This window comes from Sulfitobacter sp. OXR-159 (assembly GCF_034377145.1).
GTDB lineage: Bacteria > Pseudomonadota > Alphaproteobacteria > Rhodobacterales > Rhodobacteraceae > Sulfitobacter.
This window is the reverse complement of record NZ_CP139707.1, coordinates 2,267,531-2,286,413: the sequence shown is the minus strand read 5'-3', so window position 1 is coordinate 2,286,413 and position 18,883 is coordinate 2,267,531. Positions and strand designations below refer to the sequence as shown.

Annotated in this window: 23 protein-coding genes and 4 pseudogenes; 9 read left to right on the top strand and 18 right to left on the bottom strand. The window is 57.7% G+C overall.

From position 1 onward, the window contains the following. Position 1: 1 nt before the first annotated feature. The 7 genes from T8A63_RS11785 to T8A63_RS11755 form a co-directional block, all read right to left on the bottom strand. On the bottom strand, positions 2 to 1,912 hold the full coding sequence (locus T8A63_RS11785; protein WP_322343909.1) for an NADH-quinone oxidoreductase subunit L: 1,911 nt from the start codon (positions 1,910 to 1,912) through the stop codon (positions 2 to 4). After that, positions 1,909 to 2,214 (bottom strand): NADH-quinone oxidoreductase subunit NuoK, encoded by a 306-nt coding sequence (gene nuoK, locus T8A63_RS11780; protein WP_067937003.1) that lies wholly within the window; start codon positions 2,212 to 2,214, stop codon positions 1,909 to 1,911. Before nuoK ends, T8A63_RS11785 begins: the two co-directional genes overlap by 4 nt. 1 nt (position 2,215) lies before the next feature. After that, on the bottom strand, positions 2,216 to 3,046 hold the full coding sequence (locus T8A63_RS11775; protein ID WP_322343908.1) for an NADH-quinone oxidoreductase subunit J: 831 nt from the start codon (positions 3,044 to 3,046) through the stop codon (positions 2,216 to 2,218). Next, positions 3,043 to 3,957 carry an NADH-quinone oxidoreductase subunit H gene (locus tag T8A63_RS11770; RefSeq protein WP_322343907.1) on the bottom strand — a complete coding sequence of 305 codons (915 nt, stop codon included), beginning with the start codon at positions 3,955 to 3,957 and terminating at the stop codon, positions 3,043 to 3,045. Before T8A63_RS11770 ends, T8A63_RS11775 begins: the two co-directional genes overlap by 4 nt. Next, positions 3,954 to 4,976: a hypothetical protein gene (locus T8A63_RS11765; protein ID WP_322343906.1), complete on the bottom strand. Its 1,023-nt coding sequence runs from the start codon at positions 4,974 to 4,976 to the stop codon at positions 3,954 to 3,956. Before T8A63_RS11765 ends, T8A63_RS11770 begins: the two co-directional genes overlap by 4 nt. After that, positions 4,973 to 5,314: an NADH-quinone oxidoreductase subunit A gene (locus T8A63_RS11760; RefSeq protein ID WP_120351436.1), complete on the bottom strand. Its 342-nt coding sequence runs from the start codon at positions 5,312 to 5,314 to the stop codon at positions 4,973 to 4,975. The genes T8A63_RS11765 and T8A63_RS11760 overlap by 4 nt, the downstream gene beginning before the upstream one ends. Positions 5,315 to 5,477: 163 nt before the next feature. Beyond that, positions 5,478 to 5,984: a DUF305 domain-containing protein gene (locus T8A63_RS11755; RefSeq protein WP_067937019.1), complete on the bottom strand. Its 507-nt coding sequence runs from the start codon at positions 5,982 to 5,984 to the stop codon at positions 5,478 to 5,480. A gap of 255 nt (positions 5,985 to 6,239) precedes the next feature. On the opposite strand from T8A63_RS11755, the gene T8A63_RS11750 reads away from it, so the two are divergent. Further along, on the top strand, positions 6,240 to 6,386 hold the full coding sequence (locus T8A63_RS11750; protein ID WP_300057452.1) for a hypothetical protein: 147 nt from the start codon (positions 6,240 to 6,242) through the stop codon (positions 6,384 to 6,386). Between the two features lie 92 nt (positions 6,387 to 6,478). Here T8A63_RS11750 and T8A63_RS11745 read toward each other — a convergent pair whose 3' ends face one another. The 6 genes and pseudogenes from T8A63_RS11745 to T8A63_RS11720 form a co-directional block, all read right to left on the bottom strand. After that, positions 6,479 to 6,652, bottom strand: a complete 174-nt coding sequence (locus T8A63_RS11745; protein WP_322343905.1) for a hypothetical protein — start codon at positions 6,650 to 6,652, stop codon at positions 6,479 to 6,481. A gap of 47 nt (positions 6,653 to 6,699) precedes the next feature. Beyond that, positions 6,700 to 6,945, bottom strand: coding sequence for a hypothetical protein (locus tag T8A63_RS11740; protein ID WP_067941181.1), 246 nt, complete (start codon positions 6,943 to 6,945; stop codon positions 6,700 to 6,702). 6 nt (positions 6,946 to 6,951) lie between these two features. Next, complete coding sequence (locus T8A63_RS11735; protein WP_322343904.1) at positions 6,952 to 7,230, bottom strand: alpha-glucosidase C-terminal domain-containing protein; 279 nt, start codon at positions 7,228 to 7,230, stop codon at positions 6,952 to 6,954. Between the two features lie 242 nt (positions 7,231 to 7,472). Next, the gene (locus tag T8A63_RS11730; protein ID WP_322343903.1) at positions 7,473 to 7,721 is read right to left on the bottom strand and encodes a hypothetical protein; all 249 of its coding nucleotides are present in this window, start codon (positions 7,719 to 7,721) and stop codon (positions 7,473 to 7,475) included. A gap of 108 nt (positions 7,722 to 7,829) precedes the next feature. Beyond that, a pseudogene (locus tag T8A63_RS11725) lies at positions 7,830 to 8,090 on the bottom strand (DUF302 domain-containing protein); the annotation flags it as partial. 211 nt (positions 8,091 to 8,301) lie between these two features. Then, complete coding sequence (locus tag T8A63_RS11720; protein ID WP_322343902.1) at positions 8,302 to 8,880, bottom strand: calcium-binding protein; 579 nt, start codon at positions 8,878 to 8,880, stop codon at positions 8,302 to 8,304. A gap of 170 nt (positions 8,881 to 9,050) precedes the next feature. On the opposite strand from T8A63_RS11720, the pseudogene T8A63_RS11715 reads away from it, so the two are divergent. The 5 genes and pseudogenes from T8A63_RS11715 to T8A63_RS11695 all read left to right on the top strand — a co-directional run. After that, positions 9,051 to 9,632, top strand: a pseudogene (locus tag T8A63_RS11715) (response regulator); the annotation flags it as partial. 17 nt (positions 9,633 to 9,649) lie between these two features. Further along, positions 9,650 to 10,024, top strand: a complete 375-nt coding sequence (locus tag T8A63_RS11710) for a sensor histidine kinase (protein ID WP_322343901.1) — start codon at positions 9,650 to 9,652, stop codon at positions 10,022 to 10,024. After that, the gene (locus T8A63_RS11705; RefSeq protein WP_300057690.1) at positions 10,021 to 10,338 is read left to right on the top strand and encodes an SHOCT domain-containing protein; all 318 of its coding nucleotides are present in this window, start codon (positions 10,021 to 10,023) and stop codon (positions 10,336 to 10,338) included. Before T8A63_RS11710 ends, T8A63_RS11705 begins: the two co-directional genes overlap by 4 nt. Before the next feature lie 225 nt (positions 10,339 to 10,563). Then, entirely contained in the window at positions 10,564 to 11,577 is a 1,014-nt protein-coding gene (locus T8A63_RS11700; RefSeq protein WP_322343900.1) for a hypothetical protein, read from the top strand. A 236-nt stretch (positions 11,578 to 11,813) separates the two neighbouring features. Then, entirely contained in the window at positions 11,814 to 12,533 is a 720-nt protein-coding gene (locus tag T8A63_RS11695) for a DsbA family protein (RefSeq protein ID WP_300057721.1), read from the top strand. 61 nt (positions 12,534 to 12,594) lie between these two features. Here T8A63_RS11695 and T8A63_RS11690 read toward each other — a convergent pair whose 3' ends face one another. Next, positions 12,595 to 12,801 carry a heavy-metal-associated domain-containing protein gene (locus T8A63_RS11690; protein ID WP_300057696.1) on the bottom strand — a complete coding sequence of 69 codons (207 nt, stop codon included), beginning with the start codon at positions 12,799 to 12,801 and terminating at the stop codon, positions 12,595 to 12,597. A gap of 351 nt (positions 12,802 to 13,152) precedes the next feature. Between T8A63_RS11690 and T8A63_RS11685 the strand changes: the two genes are divergently transcribed. Together T8A63_RS11685 and T8A63_RS11680 are read left to right on the top strand one after the other, a co-directional pair. Further along, complete coding sequence (locus tag T8A63_RS11685; protein WP_322343899.1) at positions 13,153 to 13,734, top strand: L,D-transpeptidase; 582 nt, start codon at positions 13,153 to 13,155, stop codon at positions 13,732 to 13,734. A 172-nt stretch (positions 13,735 to 13,906) separates the two neighbouring features. Next, entirely contained in the window at positions 13,907 to 14,743 is an 837-nt protein-coding gene (locus T8A63_RS11680) for a tyrosine-type recombinase/integrase (protein WP_322343898.1), read from the top strand. 50 nt (positions 14,744 to 14,793) lie between these two features. Here T8A63_RS11680 and T8A63_RS11675 read toward each other — a convergent pair. Continuing rightward, positions 14,794 to 15,015: pseudogene (locus T8A63_RS11675) on the bottom strand (transposase domain-containing protein); the annotation flags it as partial. A gap of 51 nt (positions 15,016 to 15,066) precedes the next feature. Between T8A63_RS11675 and T8A63_RS11670 the strand changes: the two are divergent. Further along, positions 15,067 to 16,188, top strand: a complete 1,122-nt coding sequence (locus tag T8A63_RS11670) for an IS110 family transposase (protein WP_322343897.1) — start codon at positions 15,067 to 15,069, stop codon at positions 16,186 to 16,188. Between the two features lie 289 nt (positions 16,189 to 16,477). On the opposite strand, the pseudogene tnpC reads toward T8A63_RS11670, so the two are convergent. From tnpC to T8A63_RS11655, 3 genes and pseudogenes are all read right to left on the bottom strand, one after another. Continuing rightward, positions 16,478 to 17,893 (bottom strand): annotated as a pseudogene (gene tnpC / locus T8A63_RS11665) (IS66 family transposase); the annotation flags it as partial. Between the two features lie 112 nt (positions 17,894 to 18,005). Beyond that, positions 18,006 to 18,353: an IS66 family insertion sequence element accessory protein TnpB gene (gene tnpB, locus T8A63_RS11660; protein WP_067941192.1), complete on the bottom strand. Its 348-nt coding sequence runs from the start codon at positions 18,351 to 18,353 to the stop codon at positions 18,006 to 18,008. Beyond that, positions 18,350 to 18,718: a transposase gene (locus tag T8A63_RS11655; RefSeq protein WP_322343896.1), complete on the bottom strand. Its 369-nt coding sequence runs from the start codon at positions 18,716 to 18,718 to the stop codon at positions 18,350 to 18,352. The genes tnpB and T8A63_RS11655 overlap by 4 nt, the downstream gene beginning before the upstream one ends. Between the last annotated feature and the right edge of the window lie 165 nt (positions 18,719 to 18,883).

The following is an 18,883-nucleotide window of genomic DNA, read 5'->3' as shown; positions in this document are numbered from 1 at the left end:
GTCATGCTCCTGCAGCGAGAATGGCGATCACGGCGATGACGCCGCCGATAATGTAAGCGTAATAGTGGTGAGAGAGCCCGGTTTGCAGGCGGCGAATGTCGCGGCCTAACATACCGGTCAGGCGCGCACTGCCTTCGGGTATGCCATCAGAGATCGTCTCCCCGAAACGGTCGCTGACCTGAGCGAGCCAGTCGCCAAATGCAGCAGTGTTCCGGATACCCTGATCAACAACACGGTTGTCCATTTCCGCGATAAAAGCCGCCCCTTTGCGGCCCATGAAAGCGACCCCACGAGGCCCCGCGTCAATGAGAGTGTCGTCAATCCAAGCCGTTGTGCGGGCAAGCGCATCTAAGGGTCGCACAACGGCGATGGTGATCAACTTGGGCAGCCCGAGCCAATCTGAGGCGGCAGCAGTGGCACCGCTTGTTCCGAGCGTAGGGTGCCGCCGCACCAGATAGACGCCGCCCAAGACACCGGCGGCGACAAAGGCCAGCGAAAGGCCAAGCATCAAAGGGCTGCCTTTGGGGAGCGTCATGTCCAATAGGGCGGCAAGTGCCTCAGCCAGGGGCGGATACCACAGAAGGCTTGTTGTCAGCGTTAATGCAGCGAGGATACCCAGTCCGATGGTTTCCATCATGCCAGGCACTTCGATTGACCGCTCGTCATCGCCGCGCCAGCTAAATGCCAACAACAAGAAGCGCGTCGTATAGGCCGCGCTCAGTGCGCCGCCGAGCATCACTGCGATTGGCAGCCAATACCCAGTATGTTCAACCGCTTTAATGATCTCTTCTTTACTCCAACCACCTCCCGCAGGCGGCATCCCGGCAAGTCCGACTGCTGCTATAGCTGTAAGCCCCCCGACGATTGGCAGCGATTGGCCCAGCATCATTTTATCCAGGCGGTAGCTCCCCGCAGCATCGCCTGCGAGGCCAGCCGAAAGGAAAAGCGGCGCTTTGAATGTGGCGTGGACAATCAAGTGCAGCACCGCGATCCCAGGATACCCCGCGCCGACTGCGACGAACATAAATCCGAGTTGGGCTGAGGTGGACGCCGCAAGCAGCCGTTTGGCGTGGTTCTGCAAAACCCCGGTGACGCCGCCCGCCAGAGCAGTGATTAACCCGATCGAGATCGCCGCGACGCTAAACCCGGGAGCGAGGGACAAGGATGGCTCAAGCCGCGCGATGATATAGGCTCCGGCTGCCACCAGCGTCGCCGCATGGAGAAGCGCCGAGACCGAACTGGGGCCAGCCATCGCCCGAAACAGCCAGGGCGAGAAGGGAACCTGTCCGGCTTTCGAGGCCGCCGAAAGAAGGATTCCAAAGGCTACGATCCACTGAAACGTGCCTTCGAGCGTTGCGATACCGGCATAATCGAAAGACCCCGTGGCGGAGTAGAGCGCCATCGCCGCGGCAAAAAGTCCAAGGTCACCGAACCGCGTCATCACGAAAGCATAAAGGCCCGAACGCGGATTTTCGATGTCGCGCCACTTGTGCGAGATCAGCGCCCAGGAACAGGCGCCAATTAGCTCCCAGCCGATAAGCAGCGTCAAGAGATCATCGGCGACGACAACCAATTCCATACCGCCTGTGAACAGGATCATGATGCCAATTAGCCGTCCCAGCCCACGCGCTTGTTCATGCTGTGTGGCGTGAAAGACAACAGCAAGTGCTATGGCGGGAACCATGAGAGCAACCGCCGCTGAGATCGGCGTGAGAGAGGCGGTAAGCCGGAGTGCATCCGACCAGATCAAGTATGCGGTCCAATCTTGTGTGACGTCAGCTAACGCCAAGACGAAAGTCCCGCCAAGCACGGCCACTGCCAACCCTCCAAGCCAGCCGCGCGACCGATCACCCATCACCGCGATTAACACGCCTGACAAAATCGGTAGAAGGGGGAGTAGCCAAAGCGTCATTCTTTCAGCGTCCCGAGCGCTTCAATCACATCCGCTTGGCGTTTGCGATAGACGGCAACAACCAAGGCAAAGCCGATTGCCAGTTCGACTGCCATCACCGCCATGATCAGGATCGCAAGCAATTGTCCCTCAGGCGCCCCTTCAAGGGTAAAGGCCCAAAACCCCACAGCCGCGAGTAGGGTGCCATTTAGCATCAGCTCCAAGCCCATCATCAGCATTACAAAGGATTTCTGTGATAACGCACCGAAGAGACCGATGCCAAAGAGCGCCGACGCGACAATCAATATGGCTGTTAACGTCATATCAATGCTCCTTCTTCGGCTTGGTGCCGTGGCCTTCATGCGGGTCCGGTGCTGGCTCTTGTTTGGGCTTCTTTGGATCGGCGCCTTCTGGGTTAGCGCCGGTTGTGTGTCCTCCGTGACCCGTATGCCCTGCTGACAACGCCGGGTCGGCGTCGGCCATCTCGTGACCCATATGGCCAGTGCCTTGGCCGTCGTCCTTCTCGTCAGTCATCTTGTCATGACCACCATGGCCGCCGTGCCCACCATGCCCTCCGTGGCCACCGCCTTCCTCCACCTTGCGCCCCGCAGGTGTTCCGCCCGGATGAAGCCCTGGGGGGATAGCACCCTCGTCCGACACTCCAAACCGGCCACGGCGGCTCGATAAGATGACAGCGCCGAGCATGGTCGCCAATAGCGTCACCCCGGCGGTCTCAAATATCAGCATCGAGCTGCCCAGCAGGTTGATGCCCAGATCACGCATGGTATCCCGACCCGCAGGCAGGGGATTATGCGGTAGGTCAGTTGTGAGCACCGCGACTGTGAGGCCGATAAAAGCGACAATGCCCGCTCCTATCGACAGGCGGTATTGATGCACCATCTGCATCGGGTTCAGGCCTGCCGGGTTCATCATGAACATCACCATGAAAAGACCCATGACCATCATCTCGACCGCCATCATAAAGACCGTGGCGACGCCGATGTAATCGGCAGACATCAATAGCGCGATGGCACCGACACAGATGAACGAGACCATCAGCGCGAATGTTGCACGGATCATCGAGTCGACCCGAAAAACCCGCCAACCGCTCCAGATGGCGATCGCCGAGAGGAAATAGAAAGCAATATCCGTCATGCCAGCGCCACCAGTCCGGCCAGCAACAAGTCTAAGAAGGCAATTGGCAGCAGGACCTTCCAGATCAGCCCGAGCATCCGTGCTACGGGCATACGCGCCAGCAGATGAGACAGGGCGATAATGACAGCCATGATGGTTAGTGTTTTGAACGCGAGCCAGACAACTCCCGGAAGGACCGGGCCGAGATAGCCGCCCAGAAATGCCGAGGCGGCCACTGCAGAAAAGCCGACCAACATGGACAATCTTGCCACCTGCCAACCGGACCGATTAGCGCCTGAATCCTCAATCGACGTGCCGCCTGCAAGGTCAGCACTGTCGGCGTAGTCGAGTGGTCCGCGCAGCGTAAGTGACAATCCCAACAGTATGAAGAGGGGCAGCCCAAGCGGTTGGCGGATCACGTTCCATATGTCCTCTTGCGACGTCACGATAGCGCGTAGATCAAGCGACTCTGCAGGCAGTGCGGCGGCGATCAGGACAAACATGCTAAGCAGCATGATCGGCAGCCCAATAGCGACATAGCGATAGGCCCCGATCAGGGCGAGCGGGGAATTGGGTGCCCAGCCGTGCAAAAACACAAGCACAACCACGAGGGACTCGCACGCCCCCCACAGCACCACACTGGTTTCGAGGCCAATCACTACAGACTGTGGCCCGAGCGGTACGACAGCGAGACCAATCGCACCGAGCGTCAGAAAACCCGAGATGGACAGGAACCAGTTCATTCTGTCTGGCGCCTCGGTCGAAATGCGTTGCCGAGACACTTCCGCCGCAGCGGTATAGAGCGGCGTTAGCAAACTGCCCCCAGTTCGTCCGGCCAGCCATCGGTAGAAAAACGTGTCCAGAACCGCAGCGATAAGCATGCCGACGGTCATGAATACGAGCATTATCATCAGGGTGAGGGCGACGCTCATGACATGTGCCCTGCATGGACGCCGTGATCCATTCCGCCCGCCATTGTATCGGGCTCGGGATCAGAGGTATTGGCGCAAATGGCGCGCAGCGATGCGTTGTCAAAGCTGTTCAAAACCAGCATGGCTTCGTGCCATTCCAGACCGATCAATAGATCATCAAGGCCTATTTGCTGGACGTGCAGGTTGAAAATGGGTTCTGAGGTGCCGGTCAGCAGGTCAAAGCGCGTGCGTACGTCCGATCCGTCATGAGTGCGGCCCAACCCTTCGGGGATTGCTGCCCGCGCGCCCGATAAGCGGATCAGCCGTTTGACGGTCGCATTGCCGATGTTGGTGGCGCGTAACATCCGTTCGGCCAGTGCGGGCAGTCCCAGAAGATTGAGTAGAACCCAACCGCGTTGTTCTTGGGTTTCGAACGGCGGATGCGCAACCGCAACGTTCTGTATCGTGTCGCCTTGGAGAGTGAGGGTCAAGACGAGCCCGGCCGGGAGCATGGGCAGAAAAGGACCGAAATCTGCGGTGTAGGCATCAAGCTCCAGCCCATCCCGCAGATCGGCGGCTGTCATCGCCATCGGCCTTCCATAAGGGGTGCCGCCCATCATGCCTTTGCCGCCTTGACCATGTGGCCCGACCCCGTGCCACTCGTTTGGCGGGGCATCTGACAAAAAGTCGGGCTCGGACTTGAGACTGCCACCCAGCAGATCTCTGTGAATTGCCCTCAACAAAACGCTGATGTTCGCTATTTCTTCTATTCTCGTCGCGCCTGGCAACTCATTGCGAGAATGCCAGAGAGCGCTGGCGCGGGGGTGCGGCAACTGGTCATGCAGGCGGTGCAGTTGAGGTAGAAGAGCCTCTGGAACCGTGCCTACAACGAACAAGATCGCTGCGGCTCGCGGCGTCTCAACAACGCGCAATCCGGGGGCTTTAGCCAGCACGCTCGGGGCATCTGCAGGGGCACCCTCGCCAAAGGCTACAAACACCGGCACTTCGGCCAGCCCTGCCATTTTTGCAAGCCAGCTCATTCCCACCGAAAAATACCCTCCCGCCAGCCATAGACGATCCCGACCGATAGAATGACCAAGAACATACCCATCTCTGCCAGCGCCTTGGGGCCTTCCTCTACAAAAACCACGGCCCAAGGATACATGAACATCATTTCCATCTCGAAGGCGACGAACAGCAGCGTCATAGTGTAGTACCGGATGTGGAAACGTTGCCATGCATGGGTCTCAGGATCACTGCCCCCGAGTATAGGGCGCTTCTGAGGATAGGTGCTTGGACCTGCAGCACCTGCGCGCAATGCTGCGGTGAACAGCATTGAGAACGCAAAGATCAAAATGATGGCGATCAATGTCGTCATGAATTTTGGTATCCCTTATGCCCAAGCAAGGTTACCTATCGGCGCGAACTATAAAAGCCTTCCTCCTGCTGGAGCCTTGCACTTTTTCTGAGGCCTGCGCGTCAAGTGGCTGTGACATCAAACAGTAGACCAGATCACAGGAAGGCTATCTTGCTGGCAAAATTCAGCCCTTTTCACCGTACCAGCTATGGCGCCAGTCGATCATTTTGCCGATCTCTTGGGCCTGAGCATCGATAATGCTCCTCGAAAGCTTCTTGATGTCGCTGTTGGAACTCTGTTTCAGAGCGACCGCTGCCATTTCAATTGCAGAGGCATGGTGCGGCAGTTGTGAATCGATGAATGCTTTGTCGAAGGGTGCCTTTTTTGCGAGTTCTTCTGGGCTGTCCATCCCGAGCATGCTGCGCTCATGGGGATGGGTTTCCGTCGCGACTTCATCAGGGCCATCAAGGTCTTCGATTATGCCATCAAGCGTTTCGATTTCTTTCTTCTGATCTTCGATCATGGTCTTTGCGAACTGGACGAGTTCGTTGTGCTCGCCTTTTTCCACCGCAACCTCGGCCATTGATACCGCCATCGCATGATGGGCGGACATCATATTGACGAACCGTAGATCGGAATATTCTCCATTGTGAACCAAATTTGCGGTCGCTTGGCACTGTGAAGTCATCATCGTTCTCCTTTGGTTAGTATTGGAAACGCGGAATAGCCGCTATGGTTCCGGTCGGATAAGTTGCGCCACGGGTAGAGGCCTTTCTTTCCACCTCAGATTTTCGCTGAAGCATGTGCTTTTCAACAAAAGGCCAGAGAGCGAAGCACGGCGCACGGGGTTTGGCTGGAACATTATCAGACAGTCAGAGTTCTGGGTAAAAGATGCCTTTGAAGCCAGTTAGCCGGCTCAGCGCGCCATTAGAGAACGGAGCACCCGATGCCAAACGAACCAGACTACGCCAAAGAAAAGCGCCCGCCGCACCGCAAGCGGCATAATGCACAAGACGATCACGAGGGAGCCGCTCACAGTCCTGAAGAGTTCGATTCAAAGAATCCCAAGAAAGTGCTCAAGGAGGGCGACTAAGCCTCTCGACTTGATGTCGCCTACAGCCCTTTCAGAAACCAATAGTGCTCAGACGGCCATTGGTCACGCTACTGCTGCCATCGCCAGGCTTCTCACAGCCTTGGCCTGCTAATCGTCCGCTGTAGCAGGGCCTCGTCCATTAAACCCTCTATAAACGTGCTGAGCAATTGCGTGCGCCCGGTCACGCCAGCCTTGCGATAGATTGCATTGGTCTGGGCTTTGATCGTGCTTTCCAATTTGCCCCCCATCTTCGCAATATCGCGCATGCTCAGCCCAATGATAAGGAACAATGCAACAGCCCGCTCAGCGGGCGTCAGGCCCGGTTCAGGCTCATCGTCAATACGATCCAGCTCAGAGCCACGCCCAAGTTCAGACCGATTTCTAAAACCATCTGATGATACTCATGGCTTTGCCATGTCAAGATCGCTGGCTCAAGCCCCAGTGCGTCCAGAACGAAATAGAAGGTAAAGGAGTGCGCTACGTAGGCTGGTAAGGTCAACATATAGGGCAGTTCACCGACGGGCGGGAAGGGGGCCTGACCTGCCAGTTCGACCGGCACGCGGCCTTAGTACTGGCTTGGATCAATTTTTACCGCCTGTGGCGCCCGGCTGAAGTTGGCGACGCAAAGTACCGCCTCATCGCCATCGGTACCCGGCTTTATCCCTCGGTTATGTCGGATATACGCCAAGATCTTCCGATTGTTCGGATAAGGCAGGTCGATATCGCCACGCCCTGATGTGTGAAGACAATTCGGCGACGCCCCACACTGCGGCCCGTCATATTTATAACTAAGTGCGAGACAAAACAGCGTTGTCGCCGTCGAAGTTCTCGATGACGTCGGCAAGCGGACCCAAGGCCAGGGCCAGGGCCAGGATGGCGAAAATCAGCAGTGCCGCAGCAGTCAATCGTGCGGTTCGCCCGAACACGAACCGTGGTATTCCCGGCCTCACGGCACATACAGCACAAAAAGGAAGGCTGCCGCCAACAGCTCGAAGACGACGCAGAACGGAATGTACCACCGCGTGACCGGCGCGCCGAACACATCGTTGTGATGCAGAAGATCCCACGCGGCATGTGCGGCGAGCCCTACAGGCAAAGCCAAAGGAGTCCAGAGCAATCCCGCAGCGCGGTCGCCGCGAACAGGACTGCAACCGCCAATTCTGCGCAAAAGGTTTTCAGCGAATTAGCCGTCGCACCAAATCCGATGTAGGCTCCGCCGATCAGCGCCAACGTTATCGCGGCGATCAGCAACAAGACGGCTCCCACTGCACCAGGCGCCCAAAAGCCTTCGCCGAAGGTCAGGGATTTTTCTCTATCCTGGATGCTGTCAGCCACCTGCCTCCCTGTTACTCGGGTTCGAGCCCGATTCCCCGATGCATACGCCCTCCAGCGACCCAAAGATCAACGATATGGCGATCATGCCGCATCGACAGTCTCGCACAGCATGTCGCGCAGGATAACGTTGCATGGCAACATCGCGCCCACGCGCGGTTCGATCCCGATTGCCTTGTGGGCCATTTCCGGATTGCAGGCGCCAAGGATGCGATAGCCGTCCATATCGACGTCGATCTTTTCCTTCATCGTCGTCTTGACATCGATTACGGTCAGAACGCCGAAACCCTTATCCGCCAGGGCGGCGCGGACGCGCTTTTCCGCGTCGTCGATACTGACGCCTCTGAGTACGCGGTTATAGGTATAAGTCACTTTCATCTCCTCAAGTTACTCAAGCGGCTGCTTGATCGGCTTGAGCCGACCCCGCAGGATCGTCGTTGTCGCGAGAACCAGCCAGACGATCATCATTACAAGGCTCATCATATTTGCCTCCGTCAAAGCAGGGCTAAGTCCGTACCGATCCGCCGACCATGGCTCGGTACCGGATAGGAGCGCCGCCACATAGGCCGACGCCCGAAAACGCTCAATCGTTGTTCATCATGTCGCTGTCGCCCATGCCGGGGCCGTCGCCGGGCTCCATCTGCCCCATTGCGTCGCGCATCTTTTGCATGCGCTCCATCTTGTCGGCCGGGGCTGTCATTTCTTCGGCTGTGATGGAGCCGTCGCCATCGGCATCCAGATGCTGGAAGCGATCCACCATCATCTCGCGGATCATCGCGCTGTGCAGCGCCTCGAATTCCTCGATAGACAGGGTGCCGTCACCGTCGCTGTCGTATTCGGTCAGCTCGGCCTGCAGTCCGGCGCGCATTTCCTCGGGCGTCACCGTGCCGTCACCGTCGGCGTCGAACATCTGCATCATGGCGCCGCCCATCGGGTCCATTCCGCCCATCATGCTGCCGCCCATCATCTGGCCGTGCATGCGCTTCATCATGCCCATCATGTCGGACATGCCGCCCTCCATGCCGGAACCGTCCTGCATCATGCCGGCACGGTCGCTCATACCGGATTTACCCCCATGTCCGTGATTGGAGTCCGCGATCGCGATTCCTCCGATTGCAGTTGCGGCCAAAACGGTTGCTGCGAGCAGGGTTTTGCGGGTCATCGTGATTTCCTCATGTTTTGGTTTCGATAGACTTTATATGGGAGTGTTAGGCCGCAGCGGAACCGGCTGGAACAACGGTATTGTATCGCCATGTCGCAAACCCCGCCCCTGTTACATTTCGTGACAATTCTCTTCGGGAAACCGATGCGCTAATCGTTAGAAGGAAGAACATGAACGATCAGCCCCATATCCTCGTCGTCGACGATCATCGCGAAATCCGCAACTCCGTTACCCGTTACCTCGAAAAGAACGGCCTGCGCGCAACCTCGGCGCGAGATGCCGTCGAAATGGATGCGAAGCTTGCGAGAGGACAGTTCAATCTGATCGTTCTCGATGTCATGATGCCCGGAGAAAACGGATTATCGGTCTGCCGTCGTCTGTCGGCCAAGGGCGACGTGCCGATCCTGATGCTGACAGCGCTCGGTGAAGAGACGGATCGCATCGTCGGATTGGAAATCGGGGCGGACGACTACCTTGCCAAACCATTCAATCCCCGAGAACTGCTCGCGCGCATCAAGGCCATTCTGCGACGTTCGCCGCTGCCCGGGACCCATGCCGGAAAATTGTCGGGAAGACGCATCGTATTTGCACAGTGGACCCTCGATACCGACAGCCGCATGTTGACCGATGAGAGCGGCGGGCAGGTCGACCTCACCGGTTCGGAACTCAAACTTCTAGTCGTTTTTCTCGAACGGCCCCGGCTCGTACTCAATCGCGATCAGCTTCTCGATCTCACTGCCGGACGCGCGGCCTGCAGGAAGGTGAGGCCATGAATCTGCGCTTGCGGCCGCAATCGGTCCGGCGCGCCCTTCGCAACCTCATCGACAATGCCGAACGCTATGGCGGAATGGTCGATGCCAGCTATGGACGCGAGAACGACCACGCCTTTATCCGCATTACTGACAACGGACCCGGCATACCGAATGCCGACCTCGAACAGGTCTTCGAGCCCTATTTCAGACTTGAAAAATCCCGTTCGAGAGAGACCGGCGGCACAGGGCTCGGGCTGTCCATCGCGCGAACCATTATCCGGGCACATGGCGGCGACATCAGCCTCGCCAACCGGGCGGAAGGCGGCCTTGTCGCGACCGTGATGCTGCCGCTGGAAACGCAAACGTCGAACAACGAAAGGACAATGACATGAAAATCTTGGGTTTTACGGCCATTGGCGGATCGCTTGGCCTCACCGCGACCCCTGGTTGGGCTGCGGCAGGCGACGGGTTCGGCCACATGATGTGGGATGGCGGCTTTGGAATGTGGGGCGGGCTGATGATGGTGATCTTCTGGGCACTCGTCATCGGTCTGATTCTACTTGCGGTTCGCGGCTTCTCCAACCGCTCGGACACTGGAACCGGGCAGACAGCGATTGATATTCTTCGTGATCGCTATGCCCGCGGTGAAATCGACGAGGACGAATTCGAGCGGCGACGGGCCAAACTGGAGGCCCGGAAGCAGTGAACTGTGCGGAATCCGGTCGGTGATGAAAGTACCGGTCGCAGCCCTCGCCAGCCTGATACGTCGGTGTTTACCCGCCGATGCGCGGAAAGAATTGTCTCCGAGCGTAACAGGTCCCTGCATTTGCGACAGACGCCTATATAAAAGGCCGCGAGGCTGTGTTGATAGTCGCAATCCCGTCCATACGTTGGCGGCAGTCGCAATTACACCTATGAAAGGAAATATATCATGCGCATCACTACCCTAACGCTCGGTGCGGTCTTGATGACCGGCAGCGTCGCGATTGCCGATGTCTACGTCCCCGAAGGCGAGCTGGGAACAGTGCTTCATCTGGATCAATTCTTCAATGAGGCAGGTCGCATCGAAGGGCTTGATAACGTCCACGGTCTCGCCGGTGCGCCCAAACGCGGCATTCTGGTGGCCGGTAGCCTGTCGGAATCCATGCCCGGCGATGTAGCCAAGCCGACCGCCGTCTCAGAAGAGGATCACGCGGCCCATCACGGGGGTGGGGACACGGCCAAGCCGGACACGGTAAGTCTGGTAACGCTGATTGAAGCTGACAGTCGCGAGATTCTGCGCCAGATCGAGGTGCCGGGCATTGTTCACCACGTCGGGATTTCGTCGGATGAACGCTTCGCCGTGGTGACCCATCCCGGCCTGGGTGCCGTTTCGGTAATCGACCTTGAAAGAGGCCGGGTCACCGCGACGGTCGCTACCGGTCCGGTTCCAGAATATGCGGTCGCCGATCCGAAGACCGGAAGTTTCCTCGTCTCCAACGCCGGCAACGCAACGATCAGTGTACTTGACCCGGAGGACGGGATCGTGACGCGAAATTTCAAGCTCCAGGGGCCACCCAAGCATATCCAGCTTGATGCCGATGCCCGTCAACTGATTGTCAGCGAAGCCGACAACGGGACCGTCTCCATCATGGATGCCGACAGCGGCGAAATCCTCGACACGTTCGACATCGGGGGAGAATTGCATGGCGTAGCGGTTGACCAGGACGCGATCTGGTCGAGCGCGCGTGAACGCAATCTCGTGGTGCGCATCGACCGGTCGACCGGTGAACGGCTGGAAGTCAACGTCGGACCTGAACCTTATCACATGGCGCGCATAGAGGATGCCTTGCTGGTGAGCAGTGCCGGCAAGCCGGAACTGTGGATTCTCGATCCCGAGACGCTGGAGCTTCGCCAGACGATCGAGACCGACAGTAGGGCACACCAGTTCGCCCCGATGCCGTAGGCCGAAGCGGGAAAAACGGCAATGATGCAACTGACGGGAATGTGCCAGCGGAAGCTGGAACCGGGCTTGACGTTCCAGTCCGGGAAGGCGGCAGGACCGCCAAAACAATAGGCTGACGGAAACATCCACGTGATACCTGAAATCGGACAATTTGCGCTAGAACTGGCGCAACGACAGATTCAGGCCGAACGCAGTGCCGCCGAACCCCAGAAAGAAGGAAATTGACAATGCACCCGATGAAGACCACCGCGCTGGCGATTGGCCTGGCGGTCGCGCCGATTGCCGGCTTCGCGCAGGAGCCAAGCGATGCGCGGATCAAGGAACTGGCGCTGGAAGCGATCCGGGAAAACCCACAGATCATCATGGAAGCCGTGCAGTTGCTCGAACAGGAGCAGGCGGCCACTCAGGCAGAGGCAGCCGCCGACCTTTTGAAGAACCAGCGCGAGTTGCTCGAGCATGATCCGAACGCGCCGGTCTTCGGAAACCCCGAGGGTGATGTCACGGTCGTGGAGTTCTTCGACTACAACTGCCCCTACTGCAAACGGGCCATGTCCGAGGTTCAGGGGCTGCTGGACGTCGACCGGGATGTCCGGCTCGTCTATCGCGAATGGCCCATTCTGAGCGAAGGGTCTGTCTTCGCGGCCAAGGCCGCCCTGGCCGCCAGGGAACAGGGCAAATACGAGGAGTTTCACTGGGCATTGATGGGTATGGAACAACGCGCCGAGGAAGCATCGGTCATGCGCCTGGCCGAGGAGATCGGGCTCGATATCGAACAACTGCGCACCGACATGGAAGCACCCAAGGTGCAGGAGCATATCGACGAGTCGATGCGCCTGACCCAGGCGCTTGGCTTCAACGGAACACCGTCTTTCGTGATTGGCGACGACATGGTGCCCGGTTTTGTCGAACAGGAGCAACTGGAGGCCCTTGTCGACAAGACACGAGAAAGCGATTGATGTTCGCGTAGCGGATCACGTGTTGAAATGGCGCCGAACCCATCGGCGCCATTTTTTCGTATCAGGTCGCTGCCGGTGCTTTTACATCATACCCGACATCACGAATTGCCTCGGATATTGCGCGCTCGCTCAAGTATCTCTCCACCTCGACAATATGCGCCCCAAGGTCACAGGAAACCTTGGCGGTCGGGTCGATCGCCTTGATCGCTTTTTCAATTGCGGCGGTGCAGTGCCCGCAGCTCATGTCCGGTACGCTCAATCTCATCATGCCGAACTCCTTCGAATGCCAGCTCAGGTGAGGGTCTTCCAGCGTGGAAAGGTCAAGGACGGAATGGAATAATTTTTAGTAGTGTCCGCAAATCGTGTCGGTGGCCTTCGATTCGACAAGAATGGCCAATATCGCTGCACGTTCCGATCATCATAAAGAAGCGCGAGTAGTGCATATTCTTTCACCTCCGTGCAGTAATTTACTAGTCAACAACATTCCGGCGCTGGAGGGCTCCATTCGTCGGGGTTTTCGTAGCTTCAAGGCAACAACGACGCGCGTTTTGCCAAGATCACGGTTTGTTTTCTTCTGTCCTGAAGCAAGCTGAATTTTTATGGGGCCGAGGAGACCGCGATGGAGAATTTTACGAGAAGAAAGCTGCTCTATGCCGGAATGATGGGATGCTTGCTGCCCAAAACCGCCTTGGCTCACAAAGTCAAACTGCCCGAACGATTCGAGCCGCAGTTGATAAACACCCGTCGCGGTGACTGGTTGAAAGGGGATATTCACGTCGTTCCTGACGATTTTTTCCTTTATTTCATGCTCGAAAAGGGAATGGCGATCCGTTACGGAGTCGGAGTAGGGCGCAAGGGTTTGTACGAACCCGGGGAGTTCATCGTAGCGCGCAAGGCCAAATGGCCGTGGTGGCGACCAACTAACGCCATGATCCGGCGCGATCCACAGAAATATGCTAAGTACAAGGATGGTCTGGAAGGTGGGCTAAACAATCCGCTCTGGGCCCGTGCGCTCTATCTTTATAATCATGTGGGGCGCGATACCTATCTTCGCATACATGGAACGAACGCTCCGCAAACAATCGGTTCGGCTGTATCTAATGGATGCGCCCGGTTGACGAATGAACACGTGAAAGACCTCTATGATCGTGTCGCTACCGGCGCCCGGGTATTCCTGTATCCAAAGATCGCAACGGCGTGAGGAGCGCTTTGTGATCTTGAACCCACTCCTCAGGCAATGGGAAACGCAAGACAAATGGCGGAAGCCCGTCGTGCGATGATGAAACGGTATTGCCAAATCGTGCAGTCTGTATGTAGGGCCATTTCAGTTCCTGCAGCTTAATCCGGCGCTCCAGAAACAGCCGGTCGGGGTGATGCTTGATCACTGGGCGGCGGCGAAATCCACGCGCAATCACGCCGCCGAATGTGAAAATATCAGGCGTGTCCTCGCGAAAATCTACCGCCACCGGGACCCATTGATCCCATTGATCCCATTGCGCCAGCCGGACCCGCGACTGCAGAAGGAAGTGGCCCAGCTATGGCGCAAGTCCCACATTTACTCATCCGCCGATGTACGTCGGATGCTCGACTTCGCTCGTTCCTGCTCCTCACCACGGTCACCACTTCGCCCGTTGACGGTCTGCAGTATGCTGGTGCCGACCTATTGTGCAGGCTCGCGGCGGGGCGAGCTTGCCCGTCTCGATCTTGTCGATGTCGATCTCCAGAAGGGTCCGATCACGGTTCGCCAAACGAAGTTCTTCAAAACCAGGATCCTGCCGCTGCCCGATAGCGTGAGGACCGATCTTCGAGCCTATATCAAAGCCCGGCGCCGTGCCGGCGCATCGCAGGATCCATGTTTTGGTCTCTTCTGGCACGAGCAGGGCCGGACCCGCCGTTACACACCAGAAATGATCACCTGGCTGCTCACGAACGTCATACGGCGCGCCGGGTTGAAGCCACTGCAAGGGCGAACCAGGCCACGCGTTGATGGTCTACGCCATTCGATGGTCGTGAACCGTATCCTTCTGGCCGCGCGCATGGTTTCCTTTATCGAGGGTCTTGACCTACCGCTGGAAACCCTTGCTGGCGTTGACCACGGTTGGGCGGCCCCTCTGGCGCGTCAGGTGGATGGCGACACGGCGTTCAAGATGCGTCGGCACGATGCCCGACCGATGGTTTGGGCTATTTGCCATCTATTTGATGCGCCGTAAATCATAGCTGATCGACGGGTTGATTGTAACCGCGCCATTGGTACCGCAGTTTACGCGGCTTGACTGTTGGCTTCTCGAGGCAACGTCTTCCAGTTCCACGGCAGCAGCTCATCCAGCTTGTTGATCTTGTGGTCGTGGATGCGGTCGAGAACGTCCGCGAGATATGCCTGTGGGTCGAGCCCGTTTAGCTTTGCCGTCTCGATAATAGTCATAGCGCGGGCCAAGGTTTCCGCACCTGTGTCGGCCCCTGCAAAGAGCCAGATGAGATGACCGTTTTCCGTGACTGCAGTGCATAATCGTGCGGCGAGGAAAGGAGAACTGTTATGGATAATTTTGATGCCTATGTGGGTCTCGATGTACACAAGGATACAATCGCTGTGGCTTTTGCTGAAGGCGAACGATCCGGCGAGGTTTGCTCTTTGGGTTCAATCCCGAACGAGACGACCGCCATCAATCGAATGGTCAAGAAATTGGCGGTCAGGTTTGAAGCGATATCTTTTGCCTATGAAGCAGGTCCGTGCGGCTATGGCCTGCACCGCCATCTTATCGGACTCGGACATGTCTGCGACGTCGTTGCACCCTCCAGAACCCCTGTTCAGCCGGGAAAGCGGCGCATGAAGAACGATACGATCGACGCGCTGAATCTGGCCCGATTGCACCGGGCCGGTGAACTCACCTATATCTGGACACCGGATGCGACCCACGAGGCGATGCAGGACCTGGTCAAGGCGCGGCGCATATCCTCTCATCAAGTTCGTAAGGCACGCCAGCGCATCAGCTGCTTCTTGCTGAAGCACGGCCGGCGCTATGAACGGAAGAAATGGGGACATCGACATCGGGTCTGGCTGGCGGATCTTCAATTCGGTCATGTTGCAACGCAATTCGCTTTGCAGAGCTATCTCAATGAAGAAGAGCAAGCTGTTGATCGACGGGCCCAGATTGACGGACAGATTGAAAACCTGATGTCAGACTGGGTTTTGGCCCCGATCGTGCGAGAACTCACAGCCCTTCGCGGTCTTGACATAGTGATAGCCGCAGCGGTTGTCGCCGAAGTCGGCGATTTTGCTCGGTTTGAAAACCCACGTCGTCTGATGAGCTACTTTGGCCTGGTGCCGGGGGAATTCTCAAGTGGGTCCAGCATACGCCCGCGCGGGATCACTAAGGCAGGATCCTCGGACGTTCGCGCGCTCTTGTTCGAGGCTGCCTGGCTCTACCGGCTGAAGCCAAAGGTGGGTCAATGGTCGCTGGTTCGACAAAAAGACCTGTCTCAGGCGGCGAAGGATATCGCCTGGAAAGCGCAGTTGCGATTGTATGGCCGATATCAACGTCTCACGCAGATACGCCACAAACGCAGTCAGGTGGCTGTGACAGCTGTCGCGCGTGAACTGGTTGGATTTATCTGGGCGATTGCTCGCAATGCAGAAGGCGAAATGGCCGTACGATAGAGCAATCCCGGGCCGAACAAATCTGGTGGTCTGTATGCAGAACGTTGAGACCGGTTAAGGGAATCCTTGGGCAAGAATTTGGAGCCGGCAAACCGGATCTCCGCAGCTAGATTAAGGCAGCCCTTTACGCCGTACCATCAATATGGGGCCGAACAGGATCCCCGAATGAGAGTTTGAGCAACCGTCGCGTTGAACTCAGCGCTCTGCACCAGCCCATCAGCCAGAAGTCCACAAACGTCGTACCGGCGATCGGTAAAATGCGCCTAAAATCTTGACAACGGTCATGAGAGTTCTTTCGCCCAATACCGATTGGGCGCAGAGCCCGCTCTGCTGGATTGTTGTCGATGGCCACGCGACCGTCAGTTAAGAAGAGGCTGAAGGCATCCCTTCGGCTTAGGCCATAGCGGAAGGCCTTGGCCAGATCGCTCTTGCCGGGGATGCGCATGAGCTGTTGTTCGGACCAATCAAAGAAGGCCTCCACCCTTGGTCGGCTCAGCCTTCGACGGGCCGCAAGGCGGGCCTCTGCAGCCTGGCCGTTGATGTCGCGCTCAATATCGTAGAACTTACCGATCCGGTCGAGCGCCTCACGCGCAATCTCGGACTTGGTTGAGGTCCAAAAGTCGTGGAAGTCTCGTCGTAGGTGCGCCCAACAGGCCGCCTCGTGCAAACGCGGTGAGCCATCGGATTGAGGCTCGTAGAGCTTGGCATAGCCTTTGTAGCCGTCCGCTTGCAGAATGCCGCGGGCATTGGCCAGATGGCTTAGAACGTGCTCTTCTTTCCAGTTGGGAGCGAACCGATAGACAGCGCCGGGTGGCGCATCTCCCGCCCACGGGCGCTGGTCACGCACGTAGGCCCAGATCCGGCCTTGCTTCACGCCTTTCCCCAACCCTTTGTCTCTTCGGGAACGGTCCAATACCCGGATTGGGGTATCGTCCGCGTGTAGAAGGTCGCTACCCAAGATCTCCGCATCGATCCGCTCGATCAGCGGCGATAGTGTCTTCATGGCGCGGCCGCACCAGCCCACAAGTGTGCTTTCGGGGATGTCGGCCCCCATACGCTCGAAGATTTCATGTTGACGGTAAAGAGGAAGATGGTCGTCGAACTTCGAGACCAACACATGCGCCAGGAGGTTCGGCCCGGCCATTCTGCCCGGGATCGGACGGCTGGGCGCAGGTTCTTGCACCATCCGCTCGCAGCGCCGACAGGATTTCTTGATCCGAGCGATCTGAATTACCTTCATCTGGGCGGCGATCATGTCGAGCAGTTCGCTGACATCCTCGCCCGTCGCACCATAGGTGCGCATGAGATCGCACGCCTCTGGCGTGACGCGCAGATCGCCCCCACAGTCTGGACAACACGCACCTGGGTCAAGCTCACGGCGTTCCCGCAGGGTCGCATCAGACACACGCGGGCGGCGGCGCCGAACAGGAGCTGACGCCTCCTCTGAAGCTGGCTCGTCCAACCCTTCGTCGATAGGACTTTCATCCTTCTCAGCCACTGCAACCAGCAGGTCTTCCAAAGCCAGTTCCAGTTGCTCAATCTCGCGCTCAACCTTCTCCGACGATTTGCCAAAAGCCAGCTTTTGCAACTTTGCGATCCGCAGGCGAAGCGCCTGAACCAATTGATCATGGGCCCGCAGCGTGGCTGACATCTTGGCGTTCTCCGCCGCGATCTGAGCATTTTCAGCCTGCAATGCCGCAATCATCGCCTTCAATTCGGCGGGATCATTGGGCAGTTTTTGGCTGAGCGCGACATGCGCCTGACTACAAAAAATCAGGCGCAAACACCATATAAATATAGCAGATCAGAAGCTCTAATCACCCTACGCGCGCAGGGGGAGCGCCCCAAGCGGGGCGTCGCCAGTCAATGCCTTCCCAGAGCATTGCAAGCTGCGCAGAGGTCAACCGCAAGGCTCCGTCTTCCGCACTCGGCCAAGGAAAGCGGCCGAGTTCGAGAACTTTATAATAGAGGCAAAACCCCTGACCGTCCCAGTACAGAAGCTTCACCCGGTCCCCGCGCCGACCCCGGAAGGCAAACACAGCACCGCCCGTGGGCTTCTGGCGCAATACATCTTGAGCCATAGCGGACAAACCTGCGATCCCTTTACGCATGTCCGTCACGCCGCATGCCAGATACACACGGACACCGGTTCCGGGCCCGATCATGCTACCTCAACTGCCCGAATGAGTTGCTGGACGCGCTCTGATGGCAGATCACTGGCGCAGCTTAGCTTGCGCCCATTTCCAAGCACGACTTCGATCTCCAAGTCTTGCCGATCTCTTGGCTGCCCGGGCTCCTCGCAAGAAGGCGAAGGCAGTGGCAGAAAAACCGTCTCCGAAGACCGCGGCAAAACCCCTTTACGTCGAAGTTCCTGGCGCCACTGGTAGATATGCTGGCGTGTAATGTCATGACATCGCGCAACATCACTGACCGTTGCGCCATTTAAGCCAACTTTTCCGAGGATCGATAACTTCTCTTCTTCGCGCCAACGGCGCCTTCGCTCAACGCCCACAATCACTTCATGATGCATAGCTCGTCCCATCTCATACGACGTCAGTAACGACGACAATAACGACAGTAGTTAAGTGAGTATGGGGTCACGCGGCAGGCGGTAACAATCGGGCGCTTACGGTTGATTAATCTGCTGTTGGGGGTCGTCCACCGCTTAAAAACGCGATCACGGCGCAAATTCATG

What these genes read in the sequence shown, in the direction of transcription:
- T8A63_RS11785 (WP_322343909.1), bottom strand. Translation starts at nt 1,912, where the DNA reads ATGACGCTTTGGCTACTCCCCCTTCTACCGATTTTGTCAGGCGTGTTA.
- nuoK (WP_067937003.1), bottom strand. Translation starts at nt 2,214, where the DNA reads ATGACGTTAACAGCCATATTGATTGTCGCGTCGGCGCTCTTTGGCATC.
- T8A63_RS11775 (WP_322343908.1), bottom strand. Translation starts at nt 3,046, where the DNA reads ATGACGGATATTGCTTTCTATTTCCTCTCGGCGATCGCCATCTGGAGC.
- T8A63_RS11770 (WP_322343907.1), bottom strand. Translation starts at nt 3,957, where the DNA reads ATGAGCGTCGCCCTCACCCTGATGATAATGCTCGTATTCATGACCGTC.
- T8A63_RS11765 (WP_322343906.1), bottom strand. Translation starts at nt 4,976, where the DNA reads ATGAGCTGGCTTGCAAAAATGGCAGGGCTGGCCGAAGTGCCGGTGTTT.
- T8A63_RS11760 (WP_120351436.1), bottom strand. Translation starts at nt 5,314, where the DNA reads ATGACGACATTGATCGCCATCATTTTGATCTTTGCGTTCTCAATGCTG.
- T8A63_RS11755 (WP_067937019.1), bottom strand. Translation starts at nt 5,984, where the DNA reads ATGATGACTTCACAGTGCCAAGCGACCGCAAATTTGGTTCACAATGGA.
- T8A63_RS11750 (WP_300057452.1), top strand. Translation starts at nt 6,240, where the DNA reads ATGCCAAACGAACCAGACTACGCCAAAGAAAAGCGCCCGCCGCACCGC.
- T8A63_RS11745 (WP_322343905.1), bottom strand. Translation starts at nt 6,652, where the DNA reads ATGCGCGATATTGCGAAGATGGGGGGCAAATTGGAAAGCACGATCAAA.
- T8A63_RS11720 (WP_322343902.1), bottom strand. Translation starts at nt 8,880, where the DNA reads ATGACCCGCAAAACCCTGCTCGCAGCAACCGTTTTGGCCGCAACTGCA.
- T8A63_RS11710 (WP_322343901.1), top strand. Translation starts at nt 9,650, where the DNA reads ATGAATCTGCGCTTGCGGCCGCAATCGGTCCGGCGCGCCCTTCGCAAC.
- T8A63_RS11705 (WP_300057690.1), top strand. Translation starts at nt 10,021, where the DNA reads ATGAAAATCTTGGGTTTTACGGCCATTGGCGGATCGCTTGGCCTCACC.
- T8A63_RS11700 (WP_322343900.1), top strand. Translation starts at nt 10,564, where the DNA reads ATGCGCATCACTACCCTAACGCTCGGTGCGGTCTTGATGACCGGCAGC.
- T8A63_RS11695 (WP_300057721.1), top strand. Translation starts at nt 11,814, where the DNA reads ATGAAGACCACCGCGCTGGCGATTGGCCTGGCGGTCGCGCCGATTGCC.
- T8A63_RS11690 (WP_300057696.1), bottom strand. Translation starts at nt 12,801, where the DNA reads ATGATGAGATTGAGCGTACCGGACATGAGCTGCGGGCACTGCACCGCC.
- T8A63_RS11685 (WP_322343899.1), top strand. Translation starts at nt 13,153, where the DNA reads ATGGAGAATTTTACGAGAAGAAAGCTGCTCTATGCCGGAATGATGGGA.
- T8A63_RS11680 (WP_322343898.1), top strand. Translation starts at nt 13,907, where the DNA reads ATGCTTGATCACTGGGCGGCGGCGAAATCCACGCGCAATCACGCCGCC.
- T8A63_RS11670 (WP_322343897.1), top strand. Translation starts at nt 15,067, where the DNA reads ATGGATAATTTTGATGCCTATGTGGGTCTCGATGTACACAAGGATACA.
- tnpB (WP_067941192.1), bottom strand. Translation starts at nt 18,353, where the DNA reads ATGATCGGGCCCGGAACCGGTGTCCGTGTGTATCTGGCATGCGGCGTG.
- T8A63_RS11655 (WP_322343896.1), bottom strand. Translation starts at nt 18,718, where the DNA reads ATGCATCATGAAGTGATTGTGGGCGTTGAGCGAAGGCGCCGTTGGCGC.